The 19,824-nt window shown below is 67.5% G+C and carries 12 protein-coding genes and 1 tRNA gene; 4 read left to right on the forward strand and 9 right to left on the reverse strand.

The features are described 5' to 3' along the window. Positions 1-53 precede the first annotated feature (53 nt). Positions 54-4,718, forward strand: coding sequence for a glycosyltransferase (locus G467_RS18520; RefSeq protein WP_022970038.1), 4,665 nt, complete (start codon positions 54-56; stop codon positions 4,716-4,718). Here the strand turns inward: G467_RS18520 and G467_RS16705 are convergent. The 3 genes from G467_RS16705 to hrpA all read right to left on the reverse strand — a co-directional run bounded on the left by G467_RS16705 (position 4,715) and on the right by hrpA (position 12,304). After that, a complete protein-coding gene (locus tag G467_RS16705; protein WP_022970039.1) occupies positions 4,715-6,205 on the reverse strand; it encodes a hypothetical protein in 1,491 nt (496 codons plus the stop codon). The genes G467_RS18520 and G467_RS16705 overlap by 4 nt on opposite strands. After that, the gene (locus G467_RS16710; protein ID WP_245559079.1) at positions 6,186-8,267 is read right to left on the reverse strand and encodes a RelA/SpoT family protein; all 2,082 of its coding nucleotides are present in this window, start codon (positions 8,265-8,267) and stop codon (positions 6,186-6,188) included. Before G467_RS16710 ends, G467_RS16705 begins: the two co-directional genes overlap by 20 nt. 119 nt (positions 8,268-8,386) lie before the next feature. Continuing rightward, positions 8,387-12,304, reverse strand: coding sequence for an ATP-dependent RNA helicase HrpA (hrpA, locus tag G467_RS16715; protein WP_022970041.1), 3,918 nt, complete (start codon positions 12,302-12,304; stop codon positions 8,387-8,389). Between the two features lie 100 nt (positions 12,305-12,404). Between hrpA and G467_RS0112305 the strand changes: the two genes are divergently transcribed. The 3 genes from G467_RS0112305 (at position 12,405) to G467_RS0112315 (ending at position 15,944) form a co-directional block, all read left to right on the forward strand. Next, entirely contained in the window at positions 12,405-12,872 is a 468-nt protein-coding gene (locus G467_RS0112305) for a Dps family protein (protein ID WP_022970042.1), read from the forward strand. A gap of 80 nt (positions 12,873-12,952) precedes the next feature. Further along, the gene (gene recQ, locus G467_RS0112310; RefSeq protein WP_022970043.1) at positions 12,953-14,773 is read left to right on the forward strand and encodes a DNA helicase RecQ; all 1,821 of its coding nucleotides are present in this window, start codon (positions 12,953-12,955) and stop codon (positions 14,771-14,773) included. Between the two features lie 64 nt (positions 14,774-14,837). Beyond that, entirely contained in the window at positions 14,838-15,944 is a 1,107-nt protein-coding gene (locus G467_RS0112315; RefSeq protein ID WP_022970044.1) for an acyltransferase family protein, read from the forward strand. Positions 15,945-15,963: 19 nt separating this feature from the next. Here the strand turns inward: G467_RS0112315 and G467_RS17615 are convergent, their stop codons facing one another. The 6 genes from G467_RS17615 to pal all read right to left on the reverse strand — a co-directional run bounded on the left by G467_RS17615 (position 15,964) and on the right by pal (position 19,768). Further along, a complete protein-coding gene (locus G467_RS17615) occupies positions 15,964-16,884 on the reverse strand; it encodes a sterol desaturase family protein (RefSeq protein WP_022970045.1) in 921 nt (306 codons plus the stop codon). Between the two features lie 37 nt (positions 16,885-16,921). Next, a tRNA-Lys gene (locus G467_RS0112325) sits at positions 16,922-16,997 on the reverse strand. A 60-nt stretch (positions 16,998-17,057) separates the two neighbouring features. Next, positions 17,058-17,753 (reverse strand): 7-cyano-7-deazaguanine synthase QueC, encoded by a 696-nt coding sequence (gene queC, locus G467_RS0112330; RefSeq protein ID WP_022970046.1) that lies wholly within the window; start codon positions 17,751-17,753, stop codon positions 17,058-17,060. Positions 17,754-17,770: 17 nt separating this feature from the next. After that, the gene (queE, locus tag G467_RS0112335; RefSeq protein ID WP_022970047.1) at positions 17,771-18,427 is read right to left on the reverse strand and encodes a 7-carboxy-7-deazaguanine synthase QueE; all 657 of its coding nucleotides are present in this window, start codon (positions 18,425-18,427) and stop codon (positions 17,771-17,773) included. Between the two features lie 15 nt (positions 18,428-18,442). Continuing rightward, complete coding sequence (ybgF, locus tag G467_RS0112340; protein WP_022970048.1) at positions 18,443-19,249, reverse strand: tol-pal system protein YbgF; 807 nt, start codon at positions 19,247-19,249, stop codon at positions 18,443-18,445. 6 nt (positions 19,250-19,255) lie between these two features. Continuing rightward, positions 19,256-19,768 (reverse strand): peptidoglycan-associated lipoprotein Pal, encoded by a 513-nt coding sequence (gene pal / locus G467_RS0112345; RefSeq protein WP_022970049.1) that lies wholly within the window; start codon positions 19,766-19,768, stop codon positions 19,256-19,258. Between the last annotated feature and the right edge of the window lie 56 nt (positions 19,769-19,824).

Below are 19,824 nucleotides of genomic sequence, written 5' to 3' on the forward strand. Positions count from 1 at the left end.
TTTGCCGAAGTTTATCAGGCCTTCCCGGCCGCACCCTCTTCCCAGGCTGAATAATGCAAGATCCGCCACTGCCCGTCCTCAGCCTGTGGTCCGCACGACCGGACGGGCGCAAGGGCAGGTTCCCCGACACGCTCGAGTGCCTGGCGACCGTCGCCGATTCTCCGCTCGCCGCGCTCCGGCAGGCGGCGCAGCAGCGACCTGGCCGCGACGTGCTGGTCTCGCGTGCCGATGCGCAGTGGCCGGCCGATGCCTGGGTTCGCCTGGGCGCGGCCTGGCACGAAGCCGCTCATGCGACGGTGATGTCGCCGCTCGACAGCGGCCTGCTGCCGGCCCTGCCCGACGCCGACGCCGACACGATGGATGCCGCGTGCTGGGCGTATGGCGAACACGCGGCCTTCCCGGTCGATGTTCTGTCCGGCGTGGGCAGCGTGTGGCGCGCTTCGGCGGCCGCCGCGTTCGTCGCGGAAACCGCCGCAGTACCGGCCTGCCCCGACGGCGCCTATGTACTGCCCTGCCTGTGGGTCGGTCCGGCGGACGAACCCGCCGTCGACGTCGCGCACCTGGCGGTGCTCGCCCTGCGCGATCGCCTGGCAACGCTCACCGCCGCCGGTGTTCCGCGCGTCGCCCGCGATCGTCCGGTGGTGCTGCATGCCCTGCACAACTGGGGTGGCGGCATCGAACGTTTTGCGCGTGACTTCGCGCGCGCCGACGACGGCCGTCAGCACCTGCTGCTGATCGCCAGTGCGGAAACCCACCTGCCGCCGTACGGCCAGATTCTGAGCCTGTACGACGACCTCGATCAGCCGCCGCTGTGGCAATGGCAATTGGCCGCGCCGATCGCCGACACCGAATCACATTCCCGCGAAGTCGCCGGCCTGCTCAGCCAGATCATCGCCGAATGGGGCGTGAGCGCGGTGCTGGTTTCGTCGTTGATCGGCCACAGCTTGGACCTGCTGCGCACGGGGCTGCCGACGGCGATCTGCACCCACGACGCCTACCCCTTCTGGCCGCTGCTGCATCGTTTCCCCGAAGGCGCGGCGGACGCGGTCGCCGATGCCGAACTCTCGGCGGCGATCGAAAGCAGTCAGCCACCCTTCCTGTTTCCCCATCGCGACCCGGCGCACTGGCGACGATTGCGCGACGATTTTCTGCAGGCGCTGATCGACAGCGACAGTCTGGTCGTCGCGCCGTCGCCGTCGGCGCAGCAGCGACTGCAAACCCTGATTCCCGGCCTGGCGGGTCTGCGTCGCCGCGTGATCGCGCACGGCGCCGCGCCCCTGATGGCCGTGCCGGACTGGCAGCCCGATCCGCAGCGTCCTTTGCGCGTGTTGTTGCCGGGGCATCTGTCCGGCGGCAAGGGCGAGTGGGTGCTGACGGCGCTGCTGCCCCTGCTGCCGGAGAACATCGAACTGATCCTGCTCGGCTGCGGCAATTCGGCAGCGGACCGGTTTGCAGCGAGCGGACTGGAAATCCATCCACGCTATCGGCGCGAAGAATTGCCCGCGTGGATCGCGCGCCTGCAGCCGGACATCGCGTTGCTGCCCTCGACCGTGCCGGAGACATGGAGCTACACACTGTCGGAAATGACCGCGCTCGGCATTCCCTGTGTCTGCCCGACCCTGGGCGCGCTGGCCGATCGCGTTCGCGCGGATGGCTTCGGTTGGCTGGTCGCGCCGGAGGCGGACGCCTTCGCCGCGTGCCTGCGTGGTCTCGCCGACGATCGCGCGCAGATCGCGCAGATGCGCGCGCGTCCGCGCCCTGCACTGCGCAGTCTGGCCACGATGGCGAACGACTGGCGAGAGGCCTTCGATTTTCCCGCGCGCACCCCGCGCCTGGGGCCGGCACATCCGGGCGAACTCGCGCGCCTGGGTCCGCTGCGCAGCGCCCGTCGTCTGCAACATGACGTGCACGAGCGCGAACAACGCCTGCAGGCCCTGCACGACCAATTCGAACAACAGGCGGCAGCGATCCTGGCGCTACGCCACGAACGCGAAGCCGCTCTCGCCGCCCACCAGCAACTGCAGGACGAACGGCAGACACTGCTCGCCGAATTCGAGGCGATCCGTGGCGAACGCGACGCGGCGCTCGCGACGAACACCCACACCCGCACGCAACGCGACGAGGCCCTCGCTGCCCTTGCCATCGCCGAGAGCCAATGTCGCGACGCGCTCGCGCAAGCCGCGGCCGCGCAGTCGCAGCACGACCTCGCGCTGATCCGGCAAAGCGAGACGGAAGCGCAGTACCTCGCGGCCCGCGCGCAGGCCGAAGCCTGCGAACAGGACGTCGCGCAACTGCGGCAAGCCCTCGCCCTCGCGGCGGCGGCTAGCGCCGAAAGCCGACACCTCGCCGAGCAGGCGCAGCAACAGCTTCAGTCGTTGCACGAACAACTGCGCGATGAGCGCACCCGCCTGGCGACGCTCAGCCAGGATCTCACGCGCTCTTACGGATTCTACGAACGCGATACGCGCGACCTTGCCCGTCAACGCGACATCGCCTTGCAGATGCGCGATGCGCTCGAAGTGCAGCTCGCCGTGTATCGTCGCAGCCGCTCCCTGCGCGTGACCAAACCCTTGCGCGACATCGCGCGGGTCCTGCGCCGCGCGGTGGCGACGACGCAGTACCGCGTACGCAGCGTGCTGGCCTGGACCTTGCGCGGCGTACACAGCCTGCGCACGCGCGGCCTGCGCCAGACCTGGCGACGCCTGCAGCAATGGCGCGCGCCCGCGGCGATTGCCGAACCGCTGCATCTGTCCCTGCCCGACCAGCAGGTGCCCGTCGATACCGAGCATCTGGGGTTGGCCGCGAACGCGCAGCCGCGCGCGAGCATTATCGTTCCGGTCTACAACCAGCTCGAGGTCACGCTGCGTTGTCTGGAATCGCTGGCGGCTGCCGGCGACACGACCACGTTCGAGGTCATCGTCGTCGACGATTGCTCCAGCGACGACACGCCGCAGGTGCTGCCGGGCCTGGACGGCCTGCGCTACCACCGCAATGCGCAGAACCTCGGCTTCATCGGCGCCTGCAATGCCGGCGCGGAACTGGCGCGCGGCGAATTCCTGGTGTTCCTCAACAACGACACGATCGTGCAGCCCGGCTGGCTCGATGCCCTGCTCGACACCTTCGTCAGTCATCCCGATACCGGCCTGGCCGGCAGCAAACTGGTTTATCCCGATGGCCGTCTGCAGGAAGCGGGCGGCATCCTGTTTGCCGACGGATCGGGCTGGAACTACGGCCGTTTCGACGATCCCAGCCATCCGCGCTTCAATTTCGTGCGGGAAGTCGACTATTGCTCGGGCGCGGCGCTCGCCTTGCGTCGCGAGCTGTTCGCAGCGATCGGCGGTTTCGACACGCACTACGCGCCGGCCTATTACGAAGATGCGGACCTCGCGATGCAGGTGCGCCAGCGCGGACTGAAAGTGCGCTATCAGCCGGCCTCGATCGTCGTGCACCTCGAAGGCATCACCTCGGGCACCGATCTCACGCAAGGCGTGAAGGCCTACCAGGTCAGCAACCAAGTGAAGTTTCTCGAACGCTGGCGGGAGGTGCTGGCCCGCTCGCATCCGCCGCGCGAATGGACGGCCGACATCACGCGCGCCGCACAACACCGCTGCCGCGGCCGCGTGCTCGTGGTCGACGCGACCACGCCGACGCCCGATCGCGACGCCGGCTCGCTGCGCATGATCGAACTCCTCGGCATCCTGGTCGAAGACGGCCTGGCCGTGGATTTCTTCGCCCAGAACCTTTCACACGACCTGCCTTACGCCCAGGCGCTACAGCAACGCGGCGTGCAGGCCTGGTGGCATCCCTGGGTTGCCGGCGTGCCCAAGTGGCTGGCCGAGTACGGTCCGGCCTTCGACCTGATCATCGTCAGCCGCCATTACGTGCTCTCGCCGCTCCTGCCCCTGCTGCGCGAATACGCGCCGCAGGCGCGCATCGTGTTCGACACGGTGGACCTGCATTTCCTGCGCGAACAACGCGAAGCGGCGCATGCCGGCGAATCGGCGATGCGCAGCAATGCCGAACTCACGCGTGTCGCCGAACTGCGCCTGGTGCGCCAGTGCGATACGACCTTCGTGGTCAGCGATACCGAAAAAGCCCTGCTCGCCGAACTCGTGCCCGAGGCGCGCGTGGACGTGGTGTCGACCATCTCGCGCGTCGTCGAGGCCACGCCGGGCTTCGTGCCGCGTGCCGACCTGGCCTTCGTCGGCGGCTACCGGCATCCGCCGAACGTCGACGCCGCGCGCTGGCTGGCCGAAGACATTTTTCCGCGACTGCGCGCGCGGCGTCCGGAACTGCGCCTGCACCTGGTTGGCGGTGATGCGCCGGATGCGGTGCGCGCGCTCGGCGAACTCGATGGCGTCGTCTTCCACGGCCATGTGCGCGATCTCGATGCCTTGCTCGACAGCATGCGCGTCAGCGTGGCACCACTGCGCTTCGGCGCGGGCGTCAAGGGCAAGATCAACCAAAGTTTGGCGCGCGGCCTGCCGGTCGTGGCGACCTCGCTCGCAGTCGAAGGCATGTATCTGCACGACGGCATCGACGTACTCGTTGCCGACGATGCCGAAGCCATCGCCGACGCCGTGCTTCGTCTGTACGACGATGCCGCCTTGTGGCAACAGCTGCGCGCGGCAGGCTTTGAGAACACGCGCCGGCATTTCTCCCGCGACGCGGCGCGCACCGCGCTGCAACCGCTGCTGTCGAACCTGCGCCCGCGCTAGCGCGCCTGGCCTTCGGCCTGGCGCAGGCGGCGTTGCAGGGCCGGCAGCGCCGGATGCGCGGGCTGCAGCCAGACCAGATTGTTGATCGCCTGATGTGCCGCCGGGTAGTCGCTCGCGGCGATGCGTTCCTGCGCACGCGCCAACCAGCGCTCGGCGAGATCGGCCCGGGCCTGCGGCAGGTCGCGCGCGGTCGGATCGACGAGGATGCGCGCCTCCAGGCACGACTGCGCACGCACGATTCGGCCTTCGGCCATCGCCTGGGTGACGCAATGGCGACTGCGCTGATCGAAGGCCGCCCGCAGCTTGAGCACGCCCGCCGAGTGCGGCGCGATCGCACTGGCGACGCGCAATTTGTCCCAGGCGCTGCTGCCGGGCGGACTGACGAAGTCCTCGCGCTCCAGCGCCGCCTGCCCTTCCGCGAGCAAGGACGGCAGACGTTTTTGATCCACGCCGCGTGTTCCAGCTTCGGCCTGACGCAGTCGGGCCTGGGTGATCGCGTGCTCGGCCGCGGCGATTTCCGGCAGGCGTGGCGACCAGCGTCGTGCCTGTCCGAGCGCTTCGGCCGCGGCGCGGAAATCCGCATCGGCCGCATAGGCCTGCGCCCGCAGAGCCAGGGCGCGTGCGCAACGCGACAAACCCGCGCTCGCCTCCGCCAGTTCCGGATCGGCCTTCAGCAGTTGCTGGTAGATCGTCGCGGCGCGTTCGGTCGCGCCGCGCTTTTCCAGATCGGCGGCCGCGGCCAGTCGCTGTTCGCGCGCGCGCTGCACCTGCGCGAGCTGTTCGCCCAAGGCCGCCTGGACATCGGGCAAGTCCAGATGCGCGGGATCGTGCGCGATCACGTCGGCGACCAGGCGTTCGGCCTCGGCGGTCGCACCGCGCGCCAAGGCGGACGTCGCCTGCGCCAGCCGGTGTCCGAGCACGATGCGACGCCCCTCCAAGGCGATCGCATTGTCGGGATCGATCTCGAGGCTTCGTTCGTACAGCGCCAGCGCCACGGCATCGGAGGTGCCGGGCCGGCCAGCCTGTTCGAGCCAGGCGGGAATATCGCTGCCGGCCGCACGCAGGTCGGCCAGCTGTGCCTGCAGCGGCTGCATCTGCACTTTCGGCGCGGACAGCGACTGCGCCAACGCCAATGACGTTTCCGCCGCTGCGGCATGCCGCTCGCGCAGGGCCCGCGCGGCGCGCGCCAGGGCCGCTTCGCGCACGCGCACCAGGCCATCGCGCGCGATGGCACGATCGGGATCGACAGCCAGCGCCGCTTCGAACAATTCCTTTGCGCCGCGCCCGTCCGCGCGCGACAGCTCGCCGCGTTGCAGGGCCGCTTCGGCCTGTTCGATCTGCTGGTTGAGTCGCGGATCCGGGATCAGGCGTTCGCTGAGCGCGCCCCGCCAATGCCACAGACCGAAGCACGCAACGAGCACGACCAGCACCAGCAATCCCGCGCGCCAGGCGTTCCGGCGCGCGCGCTCACCCGAGGCGTCGTGCATCCTGCACTCCCGGCACGGCATCGAGTTTTCCGAGCAACTCGCTGAGCTGTTCGTAGTCGCTGACCTTGAGCACGAGCTTGATCTCCGCCAGGCCACGGGCTTCGTCGGCGCGCGAACTCATGCTCAGGATGTTGATCTCCGCCTGCGCGATGACATTGGTCAGATCCTTGAGCAGCCATTTGCGATCGTAGGCGCGCACGAGCACGTTGACTTCGTAACGCGAACTCGCGGCCTGGCCCCAGTTCACCGGCAACTGCCGTTCGGGCTGCGTGGCGACCAGACGCTGGCCGCTGGCGCAGCTCAGACGATGGATGCTGACGCCGCGCCCGCGCGTGAGGTAGCCGATGATCGCGTCGCCAGGCACCGGCTGGCAGCAGCGCGCCAGTTGCACGAGCAGGTTGCCCACGCCCTCGACGGTGAAACGACTGCCATCGGTCGGCGGCCGGCTGCGCGCGACAGGCTTGGCCGCAGCGACCGGCTTGGCCGGCTGGGCGGCCAGCAGCAGCGCCTGCGCATGATCGTGCAGCGTGCGGCTGACCTGGCTCGGACCGATGTCGCCCAGGGCCAGCGCGACGTGCAGATCGTCGAGCGAATCGACGCGCAACTTTTCCAGCACCGGCGCGAGATCGGCATTGAGCATGGCGACGCGGCGCAGTTCTTTTTCCAGCAGGTCCTTGCCGGCCTGCAGATTGCGGGCGCGATCGAGCTTGTGGAACCAGGCGCGCACCTTGTCGCGCGCGCGGCCGGTGGCCAGGAATCCGTTCGCGGCCAGCAGCCAGTCGCGGCGCGGCTCGCCGGTCTTGCTGGTGATGATTTCGACGCGGTCGCCGGTGGCCGGCCGGAAATCCAGCGGCACGATGCGGCCGTTGACCTTGGCACCGCGGCAGCGATGACCGACCTCGGTGTGCACGGCATACGCGAAATCGAGCACGGTCGCGTTCTGCGGCAAGTCGATGACTTCGCCGCGCGGCGTCAGCAGATAGACGCGGTCCTCGATCAGCGCGGTGTTGAACCCGGCGAGCAAGGCGTTTTCGTCGTCGCCCTCGCGGCCCTCGAGCAGTTGGCGCATCCAGGCGACCTTGCGCTCGAAACTTGCCTCGGCCTTGCCGCCTTCCTTGTAGCGCCAGTGCGCGGCGACGCCGAGCTCGGCGTGTTCGTGCATCTGGTGCGTGCGGATCTGCACTTCCAGCGTGCGGCCCTCCGGATCGACGAGCGCCGTGTGCAGGGAGCGATAGTCGTTGCCCTTGGGCTGGGCGATGTAGTCGTCGAACTCCGAGGCGATCGGCGTCCACATCTGGTGCACCAGGCCCAGGGCGGCATAGCAGTCGGCGACATCGTCGACGAGCACGCGCACCGCGCGGATGTCGTAGAGCTCGCTGAAGGGCACGCCCTTGCGCGTCATCTTTTTCCAGATGCTGAAGATGTGCTTGGGCCGGCCGGCGACGTCGGCGTGGATGCCGGCCTCGGCGAGCGTGTCGCGGATCTTCTGTTTTGCTTCCTCGATGAAACGCTCGCGGCCGGTGCGTTTCTCATCAAGCAATTTGGCGATGCGCTGGTAGGTTTCCGGCTGCAGATAGCGGAACGCGAGATCCTCAAGCTCCCACTTCAGCTGCCAGATGCCCAGGCGGTTCGCGAGCGGCGCGTGGATGTCGGCGGTGAGTTCGGCGAGGGCGATCTGCTCCTCGCGCGGCGACTTGCCGGCGGCGCGCAGGCGCGCCAGCTGCACCGACAGCAGGATCAGCACCACGCGCAGATCCCGGATGATCGCCAGCAACAGGCGTCGCAGGCCCTCGGCATTGCCGCGACCCTCGCGCTGCGCATGCAGGCTCCAGACCTGTTCGGCCGCGCGCAGTCCGTCGAGCAGCAAGGCCAGACCCGACGCTTTCTTGAGCGTGTCCGCCGGCAGACGCTCGCGCAATCCTGGCGTCAGATGCACGATCGCGGCGAGCTGCACTTCGCTGTCGGCACGCAGACGTTGCAGGGTTTCCAGCGTTGGTCCGAGCAAGGCGGGTGCGGTCACCGCCGGCGCCGCGCGCAACACCGCGATCAGTTCCGCAGGCACGGCGCCGTCCTGGCGGTCGAGCCAGTCGGCGAGCGAAGCGGGAGGAGTGGTCAGGGGCACGGCGCACGACGGCTGGGGAATGGGTCAAAGCTATCCCGCATGCGTCGAGCACACAACCGCTAGGGCGCAGTTTCGACCTGTCGGGCCAATCGCTTGTGCGAGACCGGCCGGCGCGTGCCGAGTTCCTGGGCGAAGGTCTGCACGCGCAGTTCCTCCAGGTCCCAGCGCAGCGCCAGCCAATGCGGATGACCGGCCTTGCCTGCGGCGACGGCCTTTGCCAGCGCTTCGCTGTACGGACGCAATTCGAGCATGCGCGCCTGGTCCTTGAGCGGATCGGCGAGCGCGCGTTCGGCGCGTAGCTTGAGGGCCTTGAGATAGCGCGGAAACTCGGCGAGGAACTCGGCCGGCGTGTCGCGCAAAAAGCCCGAATGCACGAGGCTGTGCAGATGCGCGGCGAGATCGTCGAGATTGCCTTTTGCCCAGCCGATCAGTTTGGACTCCAGGCGCGGCTTGATCTCGGCGTACGCGGCCAGGATCGACTCGGCCAGCTGCAGGCGCTGCATCGCCGCGGGGAAAAGCTGCCGGCCGATCGCCGCAATGCCGGCATCGAAGGCAGCCTTGTCACGCACATCGGCCAATCCGCCGGCGAGCTGCGCGTTGAGCGCGGCTTCGACGATGTCGGCACGCAGGCGCTCGGAGGATTCGATGGCCGCATACAGCAGGCCCAGTTTTGGCGAGACCGGCAATTGCTTGCGCGCCTGCTTGACCTTGTCGGCCAGCGCGAACTCGGCCAGGCGACGCACGCCGCGCGCATGCTGGGCGCGGGCCTCGTCGGGGTCGGCGAACACGCGCAGGGCCACGGATTCCTGCTCGTCGACCAGGGCGGGATACGCCGGTACGCCGGCGGCGCCGGATACCTGGATCGCAATGGGCTCGTCGGGGAAGGTGGTCAGGCCATCGCGTGCGAGACGCTCGCCGGCGCGTTCGGCGAAGGCCTTTTCCGCGGCGCCGCCGAAACGCTGCTTGAGTTCGGACAAGTCACGCGACATCGCCAGCACACGGCCATCGCGCTCGGCCAGACGCAGGTTCATGCGCAGATGCGACGGCAGCGAGGACTCGTCAAAGTCGATGGCCGCCACCGGTGCACCGGTCGTGCGCGTGAGAAAACGCGCGAGTGTTCCGGTCATTGCATCGGCTTCGGGAACAGGATGTGCCTGCGCGAACGCGCGTGCGAAATCCGGCGCCGGCACATAGTTGCGGCGCTGGGCCTTGGGCAGGCCGCGAATGAGCTCGGTGGCTTTTTCTTCGACCAGGCCCGGCACCAGCCAGCCCAGGCGCGCGGCATCGAGCGCCATGAGCAAATGCAGGGGCACGTCCATCGTGACGCCGTCATCGGGCGAGCCCGGTTCGAAGCGGTAGTGCAAGGCGAGTCGGGAGTCGCCCAGCGGAAAATATTTCGGGAAACGGTCGGCCTCGCTACCTTCGCCCGGCAGCAGGTCGGTGACCGTCCACTCCAGCCCTTTCTTTTTCTCCGGCGGCAATTTGCCAAACCAGCTGTCGAGCCCCTGCACGGAATTGATGTCTGGCGGCAGTCGGTCCAGGTACCAGCGGGCCTGCCAGTCCTCGTCGGCGATCAGGCCGGCGCGGCGGCGTTTCGCTTCCTCTTCCTGCGCCTTCGCGAGCGTGGCGAGATTGCGCGCGACAAAGGTCGCGCGTGTGTTGATCTCGCCTGGCAACAGCGCCTGCCGCACGAAGATTTCCCGCGCCTCGACCGGATACAGGCCACCGTAGTGCACGGGCTTTTTCGGCGCGAGCACAAGGCCGAACAGGCTGATCTGTTCGGAGCCGAGCACGCGACCCTGGGCTCGCGACCAGTGCGGATCGAAATGCTTGCGCGCAAGCAGATGCGACAACTCGGCGATGACCCAGTCGGGTTCGACCTTCGCGCCCATCAGGCCCCAGACCTTCTGGGTATCGAGCATCGTCGCGACCAGCAGCCAGGCCGGTGGCGCCTTGGCGAGGGTCGAGCCGGGGAAGATCTGGAATTTGCGCTGCCGCGGCGCGTCGTAGAACCCTTTCTCGGCGCGATGACCGATCTGGCTGGGCAGGCCGGCGATCAGTGCGCGATGCAACAGCGCGTATTTCGAGGTCAGCGCGGCATCGCCCTTGCGATCGCCGGTGGGCAACTCGATCGCGGCCTCGCCGATGTCCCAACCCAGTTCCTCGCAGCTCAGCAGCAATTGCCGATGCAGTTCGCGCCATTCGCGCATGCGCAGGAAGCCGAGGAAGCGTTTTTCACACCAGGTGCGCAGCTTCGATTGCGTGAGCTCTTCGTGTGCGGCGCGATAGGCTTCCCAGAGCTTGAGCACGCCGAGGAATTCGGAACTGGCATCGGCGAACTGCGCGTGCGCGGTGTCGGCGGCCTCGCGCGCATCGGCGGGACGCTCGCGCGGATCCTGGATGCCCAGGAAGGCCGCGATCACGGTCATTTCGCGCAGACAGGCATGCGTCTTCGCCGCGATGAGCATGCGCGCCAGCTTTACGTCGACCGGCAGGCGCGCCATCTGGCGGCCGATATCGGTCAGGCGGCGCTCGTTCCCGCCCTCGCCGGCGCTGACGGCGCCCAGTTCGGTCAGCGTCTGCCAGCCGTCGGCCACCGCGCGCGGATCCGGAGCATCGATGAACGGAAAATCCTCGACGCGCCCCAGGCCCAGCGACAGCATGCGCAGGATCACGCCGGCGAGCGAGGCGCGCAGGATTTCCGGATCGGTGTAGCGCGGGCGCGACTGGAAATCGGCTTCCGAATACAAGCGATAGCAGATGCCGGCGGCGATGCGACCGCAGCGGCCCTTGCGCTGGTCGGCGCTGGCCTGGGCGATCGGCTCGATGTGCAGGCGGTCGAGTTTCTGGCGCGGCGAATAGCGCTTCACACGCGCCGCGCCGGGATCGATCACGTAGCGGATGCGCGGCACCGTCAGCGAAGTTTCGGCGACGTTCGTGGTCAGCACGATGCGCCGCTGCGGGCCGGGCTGGAACACGCGGTCCTGTTCCTTCGTCGACAGGCGCGCATACAGCGCCAGCAGTTCGGTCGAGCGGTATTTGCGCCGCGCGAGCGCGAGGTGGGCATCGCGGATCTCGCGCTCGCCGGGCAGGAAGACCAGGATGTCGCCGAGGGCGTCTTCGCGCGTGATCTCGTCGACGGCGCCGACAATGGCATCGGTCATCGTGCGCTGACCGCGCGACTCGCCAGCGGCCTCGCCCTCGCGGTCTTCCTCGATCGGGCGATAGCGCGTTTCCACCGGATAGCTGCGGCCTTCGACGCTGACGATCGGTGCGTCGCCGAAATGCCGCGCGAAGCGCGCGGTGTCGATCGTCGCCGAGGTGATGATCAGCTTGAGATCGCGACGCTTGTCGACCAGCTGGCGCAGGTAGCCGAGCAGGAAATCGATGTTGAGGCTGCGTTCGTGCGCCTCGTCCACGATGATCGTGTCGTAGCGCGACAGCCAACGGTCGGACTGGATCTCGGCGAGCAGGATGCCGTCGGTCATGAACTTGATGTAGGTCTGCTCGCCGACGTTTTCGGTGAAGCGGACCTGATAGCCGACCGCGCCGCCGACCGGCGTCTGCAATTCCTCGGCCACGCGGCGCGCGACCGCGCGTGCGGCGATGCGGCGCGGCTGCGTGCAGCCGATCATGCCGGCGATGCCGCGACCCGCAGCGAGGCACAGCTTGGGCAATTGCGTAGTCTTGCCCGAGCCGGTTTCACCGGCGACCACGACGACCTGATGCTTGCGGATCAGCTCGATGATCGTCTCGGCTTCGCGGCTGACGGGCAGGTCGTTGTCGAACTGCGGCTCCGGCGCCTGCTGCGCGCGTTGCGCATGCGCCGCCGTCGATACCGCCAGGGCCTGCTCGTAGGCCACGCGCAGCTCTGCCTTGTCCGGCGCCTTGCGGCTGGCCTGGAGCAGGCGATGCAGGCGCGCCTGGTCGCGGGTCAGGACCCCAGGCGTGCCGGAAGCGGTAGTCGGAGGGGACATGGGGATAGGCGGAATCAATGAGTGCGATGGCCAGAATCGAATTCACAGCCCTAGAATCGGGGCGCAGAGTCAATTGTCCCATCACCCCGGGAGTTTCGTCATGAAAATCGACATCGGCATCAGTGCCAAGGATCGCAAGCAGATCGCCCACGGGCTGTCGCTGCTGCTGGCCGACACCTACACCCTGTACCTGAAGACGCATGGTTTCCACTGGAATGTCACCGGGCCGATGTTCAACACCCTGCACACGATGTTCATGGCGCAATACAACGAACTGTGGCTGTCGCTGGACGAGATCGCCGAGCGCATCCGCGCCCTGGACCACGCCGCGCCGGCCTCCGGTGCGCAATACGCCAAGCTCAGCACGATCAAGGAAGAGACCGGCGTGCCGGACTGGAAAGGCATGGTGCAGCAGCTCGTCAGCGGCCACGAAACCTGCGCGCGGACTGCGCGCGAGGCGTTCAAGCTCGCCGATTCGGCCAACGACCAGCCGACCGCAGACCTGGCCACCACACGCATGCAGGCGCACGAAAAAACCGCGTGGATGCTGCGTTCGCTGCTGCAATGAGCGTCTGAGCGGGCGCTGTCGGGCAGGATTTCCCGGGGTTTCCTGACGGCCGGACCCCGGCAGTTTGTTACCCTGTGCCGATGACGTCTCCCGCCCACGACACCCTGCGCCGCGTCTTCGGCCATCCCGGCTTCCGCGGCGAACAGGAAGCGATCGTCGGGCATGTGATCGCCGGGCAGGACTGCCTGGTGCTCATGCCAACCGGCGCCGGCAAATCGCTGTGCTACCAGGTACCGGCGCTGATCCGTCCGGGCACGGCGATCGTGGTGTCGCCGCTGATCGCGCTGATGCAGGATCAGGTGGAAACGCTCGCCCAGTTGGGCGTGAATGCCGCCTTCCTCAATTCCTCGCTCAGCGGCGAAGCCGCGGCCGAGGTCGAACGCCGCCTGCTCGCGGGCGATCTGGACCTGCTGTACGTCGCGCCCGAACGCTTGCTGATGGCGCGGTTCCTGTCCCTGCTCGACCGCATTGAGATCGCCCTGTTCGCGATCGACGAGGCGCATTGCGTCTCGCAATGGGGCCACGACTTCCGCCCCGAATACCGCGAACTGAACCTGCTGCACGAGCGCTGGCCGCAGGTGCCGCGCATCGCGCTGACCGCGACGGCCGATGCCCCGACGCGCCGCGAAATCGTCGAACGCCTGGGCCTGGACGAAGCACGCCAGTTCATCAGTTCCTTCGACCGGCCCAATATCCGCTATCGCGTCGTGCAGAAAGACAATGCGCGACGGCAGCTGCTCGATTTCCTCAAGCCCCATCGCGGCGAGGCGGGCATCGTCTACTGCCTGTCGCGACGCAAGGTCGAAGAAACCGCCACCTTCCTCGCCGAGCAGGGCATCGCCGCCCTGCCCTATCACGCGGGCATGGACGCGGCCACGCGCGGCGCGAACCAGCGACGCTTCCTGCGCGAGGACGGCATCGTCATGGTCGCGACAATCGCGTTCGGCATGGGCATCGACAAACCCGATGTGCGTTTCGTCGCGCATCTGGACCTGCCCAAATCGCTCGAAGGCTACTACCAGGAAACCGGCCGTGCCGGCCGCGACGGCGATCCGGCCGAGGCCTGGCTCGCGTACGGGCTGGGCGACATGGTCCTGCTCAAGCAGATGATCGCGTCTTCGGACGCCGGCGAAGACCGCCAACGCCTGGAACGGCGCAAGCTCGACACCCTGCTCGCGTATTGCGAATCCACGCAATGCCGGCGGCAGACCCTGCTGGCGAATTTCGACGAGGTCTACGACCGGCCCTGCGGCAACTGCGACAACTGCCTGGAGCCGCCGCAGACCTGGGACGCGACGGTCGCGACGCAGAAGGCCCTGTCCTGCGTTTACCGCAGCGGTCAGCGTTTTGGCGCGATCCATCTCATCGACATCCTGCGCGGCGTCGCCAATGAGCGCATGACCCAGTTCGGCCACGACCAGCTCAGCACCTTTGGCATCGGAGCGGACATGGACGTGCGCCAGTGGCGCGGCGTGTTCCGGCAACTCGTCGCGATGGGCGTACTCGAGGTCGATGCCGAAGGGCATGGCAGCCTGCGTCTGACCGACGCGAGCCGGCCGATCCTGCGCGGCGAACAACGCGTCGCCCTGCGCCGTGAAGCCGAACGCACGCGCAGCCGGGACCGGGCGCGCACGGCCCGTCCGGGCGCCCCTGCGCCGGTCGCGATGTCGGCGGCGGACACGCCGGTGTTCGAAGCCCTGCGCACGCTGCGCGCGAATCTGGCGCGCGAACAGAACGTGCCCGCCTACGTGATCTTCCACGATGCGACCCTGCGCGCGATTGCGGCGCAGCGCCCGCGCGATCTCGACGAACTCGCGCTGATCAATGGCGTCGGCACCAGCAAGCTGGAACGCTATGGCGACAGTCTGCTGGCGGTTCTGCGCGAGGCGCGGGCCGCCTGATATCGACCGCAGCACGGGCGGGTCGCGGTATCCTGCGCCGATCGCGTATCGTGCAAGGGAACGGATGGACAGGACGGGATTCAGGCTGGCGCATCTGCCGCAACTCGATGGTCTGCGCGGCACCGCGATCCTGGCGGTAATGATCTTTCACGCCGAACCGCCGTTCCTCGCCGGCGCGTTCATCGGCGTCGACGTCTTCTTCGTTCTCAGCGGCTTCCTGATCACGTCCCTGCTCATCCACGAGTTCGATCGCACCGGCGCGATCTCCTTGCGTACGTTCTACGTGCGGCGATTGTTCCGCCTGGGCCCGGCCCTGGTGCTGATGCTGGCGGTGTTCTGTCTCGCCAGCCTGGTGTTGCTCGAACGCGAAGCCGCACAACGGAATCTGGTCGATGCCCTGATCTGCCTGGGCTACATGACCAACTGGGCGCGCGCCTTCGGCGTGCATGCGTCGGACTTCCTCGGACACACCTGGTCGCTGTCGATCGAGGAGCAGTTCTATGTTTTCTGGCCGCTCGTGCTGCTGGGGCTGCTGAAATTCACGCGCCACCGCGGCCAGGTCGCGCTGGCGGCGGCGGGACTGGCCGGGCTGTCGTGGTTCCTGCGCGCCGCGATGACCTGGCAGGGCGCGCCGATCGAACGCGTCTACAACGGCCTGGATACACGTCTGGATGCGCTCATGATCGGCTGTGCGGTGGCGGCGGCACTGTCGTCGGGACAGATGGGCGCGACCGTGTCCCGCTGGACGACCCGACTGGCGCCGGTGGCCCTGCTCGGGCTGCTCGCGTTCTGCGTTGTCGGCAACTGGATGCAGCCCTGGATCTACACCTGGGGCCTATTCGCGGTGGCAGTCGGCGCGGCAATCCTCATCGTCGACGTGGTCCTGCGTCCCGGCAGCCTGATCGGACGCGCGCTCGCGGCGCAGTGGCTCGCCTGGGTCGGCACGATTTCGTACGGACTGTACCTGTGGCACTACCCGATCTTCCGCAGCTTGTCGGTGATGGGCTACGGCTGGCCGGCGACGCTGGCGATCGGCACACTGGCGACATTCGCCGTGTCGATGGTTTCCTACCATCTCGTCGAAAGGCCGCTGCTGCGGCGTGCGCCGGTGTCGCGCTGGGGACAGGCCGTGCCGATCGCGGACACAACGCCGGCGCCCATCGCGCCCTGAACACACGCGGTGGCGACGGCTAGTCGCTTGCGGGTGAGTCCGATGTGGCGGCGACGTTGCGGTGCTTCGCGAACGGCATCCACAGGTACGCGACTATGCTCGCCGGCGGCGCCACGTCGCTCAGTCCGACTGCCGGCAGCGGCGCGGGCACCGGCGCATGGTAAGTGCCGAACAGCCGATCCCAGACTGGGAAAAACGCGGCGAAATTCTTGTGGAAATGCCGGTCGGTGTTCGAGTGATGAATGCGGTGATACGCGTTGTCGCCGAATAGATGATGCAGGCGCCCGAGGTGCACGGCGGTGTCCGAATGGATGTACTGCCCCCAGGCCGCGACGAAGGCGGACACGAGGAACAGCTGCGGCGTATCGATCTGCAGCAGCAGGGCCAGCGGCAGCGTGATCACCGGCAGGCGCAGGAATTCTTCCAGCACGTGATGGTAGGAGTTGATGCAGTTCAGGTGCACGATCGAATGGTGCACTTCATGGAAACGCCACAGCACGGCGAACCGATGCTGCGCGCGATGGAACCAGTAGTAGAGCGCGTCGAACAGGAAGACCGACAGCAGGGTCGCCGCTGCGATCACCCACACCGGCGCATCGCTGCCGACCTTCCACGCGTACAGAGGTTGCAGATGCCAGTAGCCGCTCAAGGCGGCGGCCAATCGCGCACTGGCATACGCGGCGATCAGGGCGAGCAGCCAGTACTTGCTGCCCGCGAGATAGCGGCGTGGATTGTCGCTGCCGGGCCAGAACCGCTCGGCCAGCACCAGCGGCAAAGTGAAAATCGCGAACGGCACGACGGCGCCGAGGAGTTCGCGCGCCAGATCCCACATGGGCACGGCGGCCAACAGACGCGAGGCCTGCTGCGTCCCCCAGGACGCCGCTTCGAAGAGCAGCAGCAGGGCGGCGACGAGCAGCCAGCGCCAGGCAGTGGCTAGCAAAGGGTGGCGGAGCGTAGAGGGAGGCATTTCTGGGGGATGGTGGGCCGTGATGGATTCGAACCATCGACCAAAAGATTAAAAGTCTTCTGCTCTACCAACTGAGCTAACGGCCCATCTGCCTGATTCGCAGCGGGATTCCGGCCTTGGCCGGGGTGCGCATTCTAACCAAAAACTCAGGCTTTTTGGCGATAGCGGGTCGGATCGGGGACGCCGGCGGCGGCGAAACCCTCGCTGCGCAGGCGGCAGGCGTCGCACAGGCCGCAGGCATTGCCCTGTGCATCGGCCTGGTAGCAGGACACGGTGCGCGAGAAATCCACGCCCAGGCGCTGGCCTTCGCGGACGATATCGGCCTTGCTCATCGCGATCAGGGGCGCGTGGATGCGCATGCCGCGGCCTTCGACGCCGGCCTGGGTCGCGAGACCGGCGAGCTTCTCGAACGCAGCGATGAATTCCGGTCGGCAATCGGGATAGCCCGAATAGTCGACGGCGTTGACGCCGCAGAAGATGTCGTCGGCGCCGAGCACCTCCGCCCATCCCAGTGCGATCGACAACATGATCGTGTTGCGTGCCGGCACATAGGTCACCGGGATGCCGTCGGCCGGGGTTTCGGGCACGGCGATGTCCGAGGTCAAGGCAGAACCGCCGATGCTGCGCAGGTCGACGCCGACGGTCTTGTGCTCGGCTGCGCCTTGCGTGCGCGCGAGTTCGTTCGCCGCATCGAGCTCGGCACTGTGACGCTGGCCGTAGCTCACGCTGAGGGCATGACAGGTGAAGCCGAGCTCGCGGGCGATCGCCAGGGTCACGGCGGAGTCCATGCCGCCCGAGACGAGGACGACGGCACGGCGGGGAGAGGAAGCAGGAGTAGTCATGGGGCTAAGTCGCTGGATTAGCGGCCTTTTTCCTCGCCCCAGAGCTGCTTGTGCAATTGCGTCTGGAAACGTACGGGCAGGCGGTCGGCAATGATCCACTCGGCCAGGTCGCGCGGCGCGACTTCGGTGAAGCTGGGCGAGAACAACACCTCGCATCGACTGTCGAGACGGTGCTCGACGAGCATGCCCTTGGCCCAGTCGTAGTCCTCGCGGCTGCAGATGACGAATTTCACCTGGTCGCGCGGCGTGAGCAGCGGGATGTTTTCCAGACGATTGCGATGCTGCTCGAGCGAGCCCGGCGTCTTCAGATCGACGACACGCACCACGCGCGGGTCGACGTCGGCGACGTCAATCGCACCGGAGGTCTCCAGCGACACCTCGTATCCCGCATCGCACAAGCGCTGCAACAGAACGAGACAGCGCTTCTGCGCGAGCGGCTCGCCGCCAGTGACGCAGACATGGCGAACGCCGTGGCGCGCGACTTCGGCAAGGATCGCATCGATCTCCCACCAGTCGCCGCCATGAAACGCATACGCGGTATCGCAGTACTGGCAACGCAGCGGGCAGCCGGTCAGGCGCACGAACACGGTCGGCCAACCGGCGCTGCGCGACTCGCCTTGCAAGGACAGGAATATTTCGGTCAGGCGCAGCCGATCCGCCACGGGGACTTGCATACGCGACCTGCGGACTCAGCGCGTCTCGAGGCTCAACGCACGCAGCCGGCTCTGGGCCAGTCGCGCGGCATCGCTGTCGGGATAGTCGTTGATGACGCGACTCAGGGTCTGCTGGCCGGCGTCGAACTGGCGCATCTCAAGCTGGCAATAGCCTTTCTTGAGCAGCGCATCCGGCGCCTTGCCCGAGTCCGGGAACTGGCTGAGCAGGGTTTCGAAGGATTGTTCGGCGATCGGATAGTTCTGCGTCACGTAGTAGCTTTCGCCAAGCCAGTACCAGGCATTCGGCGCCAGCGAGCCTTGCGGGAAACTGTCCAGATAGGCCTTGAAGCCACGCGCGGACTGCACGTAGTCGCCTTGCTTGAGGAATTCGAAAGCCGTGCCGTACAGCGCCTGCTCGTCGGCGGAGCTGGGCGTCGTCGCGGTGCCTCCCGCGCGCGGCACCACCGGCCGGCCGGCCGTCGAGCCCGCCGTCGGCGGAACGACCGCAGACGCACCGGGTCGCGATCCGGCCGCGGGTACTCCGCCGCCTTCGAGCTTCTGCAGACGCGTGTCGAGGTCGACGTACTGCGCGCGGCCGCTTTGCTTGAGTTGCTCGTTTTCGTTCTGCAGCTGCTCGACCAGGCCACGCAGGGACTGCACTTCCGCCTGCAACTGGGTCAGGCGGTTGAGCAGATCGACGTTCGCCTGCCCGGCGGTCTGGGTCTGACCGGCGGCCACCTGTTCGAGGTGGGTCACGCGGTCAGCCAGGCTTTGCCGCTGCGCCCAACTGGGCGCGGCCGCCACGAGGGCGACCGCACACAGGACGTATCGGGCGATGCGCATCGTCGCTTACTTCGCGGTGTAGTAGATTTCGACGCGGCGATTCTTCGACCAGCAATCCTCGGTCGAATCGGCGCAGACCGGACGCTCTTCGCCGTAGCTCACGACGTTGACCTGGCCGGCCGACCCGCCACTGGCCAGCAGCGCGCTGGACACGGCATTGCCACGGCGCTCGCCGAGGGCATGGTTGTATTCGCGGGTGCCGCGCTCGTCGGTGTTGCCGTCGAGGGTCATGCGCGATTCCGGACGGTCACGCAGGTACTTGGCGTGGCAGGCGATCGCGGCCTGGAACTCCGGCTTCAGCGTGTCCTGGTCGAAATCGAAGTACACCACGCGCTGGCGCAGGCAGGAATCGGTATCGAGGTCTTCCGGGCCGTACTTGCCGTCATCAGCGACGCCGCCGGTGGTGGCACCGGTATTGCCGCCATTGTCGGTCGGCGGGGTTTCCTTGACCTTCTTGCTGCAGGCGACCAGGGCGACGCACATGGCGGCGGCAATGAGGAGGCGGGTGGCGTTGTTCATGGGGATTTCCCTCTTCGGTATGGAAAACGGTCCATCGCTCGGAAGCTCTGGTTGAT

It is taken from the genome of Arenimonas oryziterrae DSM 21050 = YC6267 (genome assembly GCF_000420545.1).
Lineage (GTDB): Bacteria > Pseudomonadota > Gammaproteobacteria > Xanthomonadales > Xanthomonadaceae > Arenimonas > Arenimonas oryziterrae.

Coding starts and splice junctions, on each gene's coding strand:
- G467_RS18520 (WP_022970038.1), top strand. CDS start 54: ATGCAAGATCCGCCACTGCCCGTCCTCAGCCTGTGGTCCGCACGACCG.
- G467_RS16705 (WP_022970039.1), bottom strand. CDS start 6,205: ATGCACGACGCCTCGGGTGAGCGCGCGCGCCGGAACGCCTGGCGCGCG.
- hrpA (WP_022970041.1), bottom strand. CDS start 12,304: ATGTCCCCTCCGACTACCGCTTCCGGCACGCCTGGGGTCCTGACCCGC.
- G467_RS0112305 (WP_022970042.1), top strand. CDS start 12,405: ATGAAAATCGACATCGGCATCAGTGCCAAGGATCGCAAGCAGATCGCC.
- recQ (WP_022970043.1), top strand. CDS start 12,953: ATGACGTCTCCCGCCCACGACACCCTGCGCCGCGTCTTCGGCCATCCC.
- G467_RS0112315 (WP_022970044.1), top strand. CDS start 14,838: ATGGACAGGACGGGATTCAGGCTGGCGCATCTGCCGCAACTCGATGGT.
- queC (WP_022970046.1), bottom strand. CDS start 17,753: ATGACTACTCCTGCTTCCTCTCCCCGCCGTGCCGTCGTCCTCGTCTCG.
- queE (WP_022970047.1), bottom strand. CDS start 18,427: ATGCAAGTCCCCGTGGCGGATCGGCTGCGCCTGACCGAAATATTCCTG.
- ybgF (WP_022970048.1), bottom strand. CDS start 19,249: ATGCGCATCGCCCGATACGTCCTGTGTGCGGTCGCCCTCGTGGCGGCC.
- pal (WP_022970049.1), bottom strand. CDS start 19,768: ATGAACAACGCCACCCGCCTCCTCATTGCCGCCGCCATGTGCGTCGCC.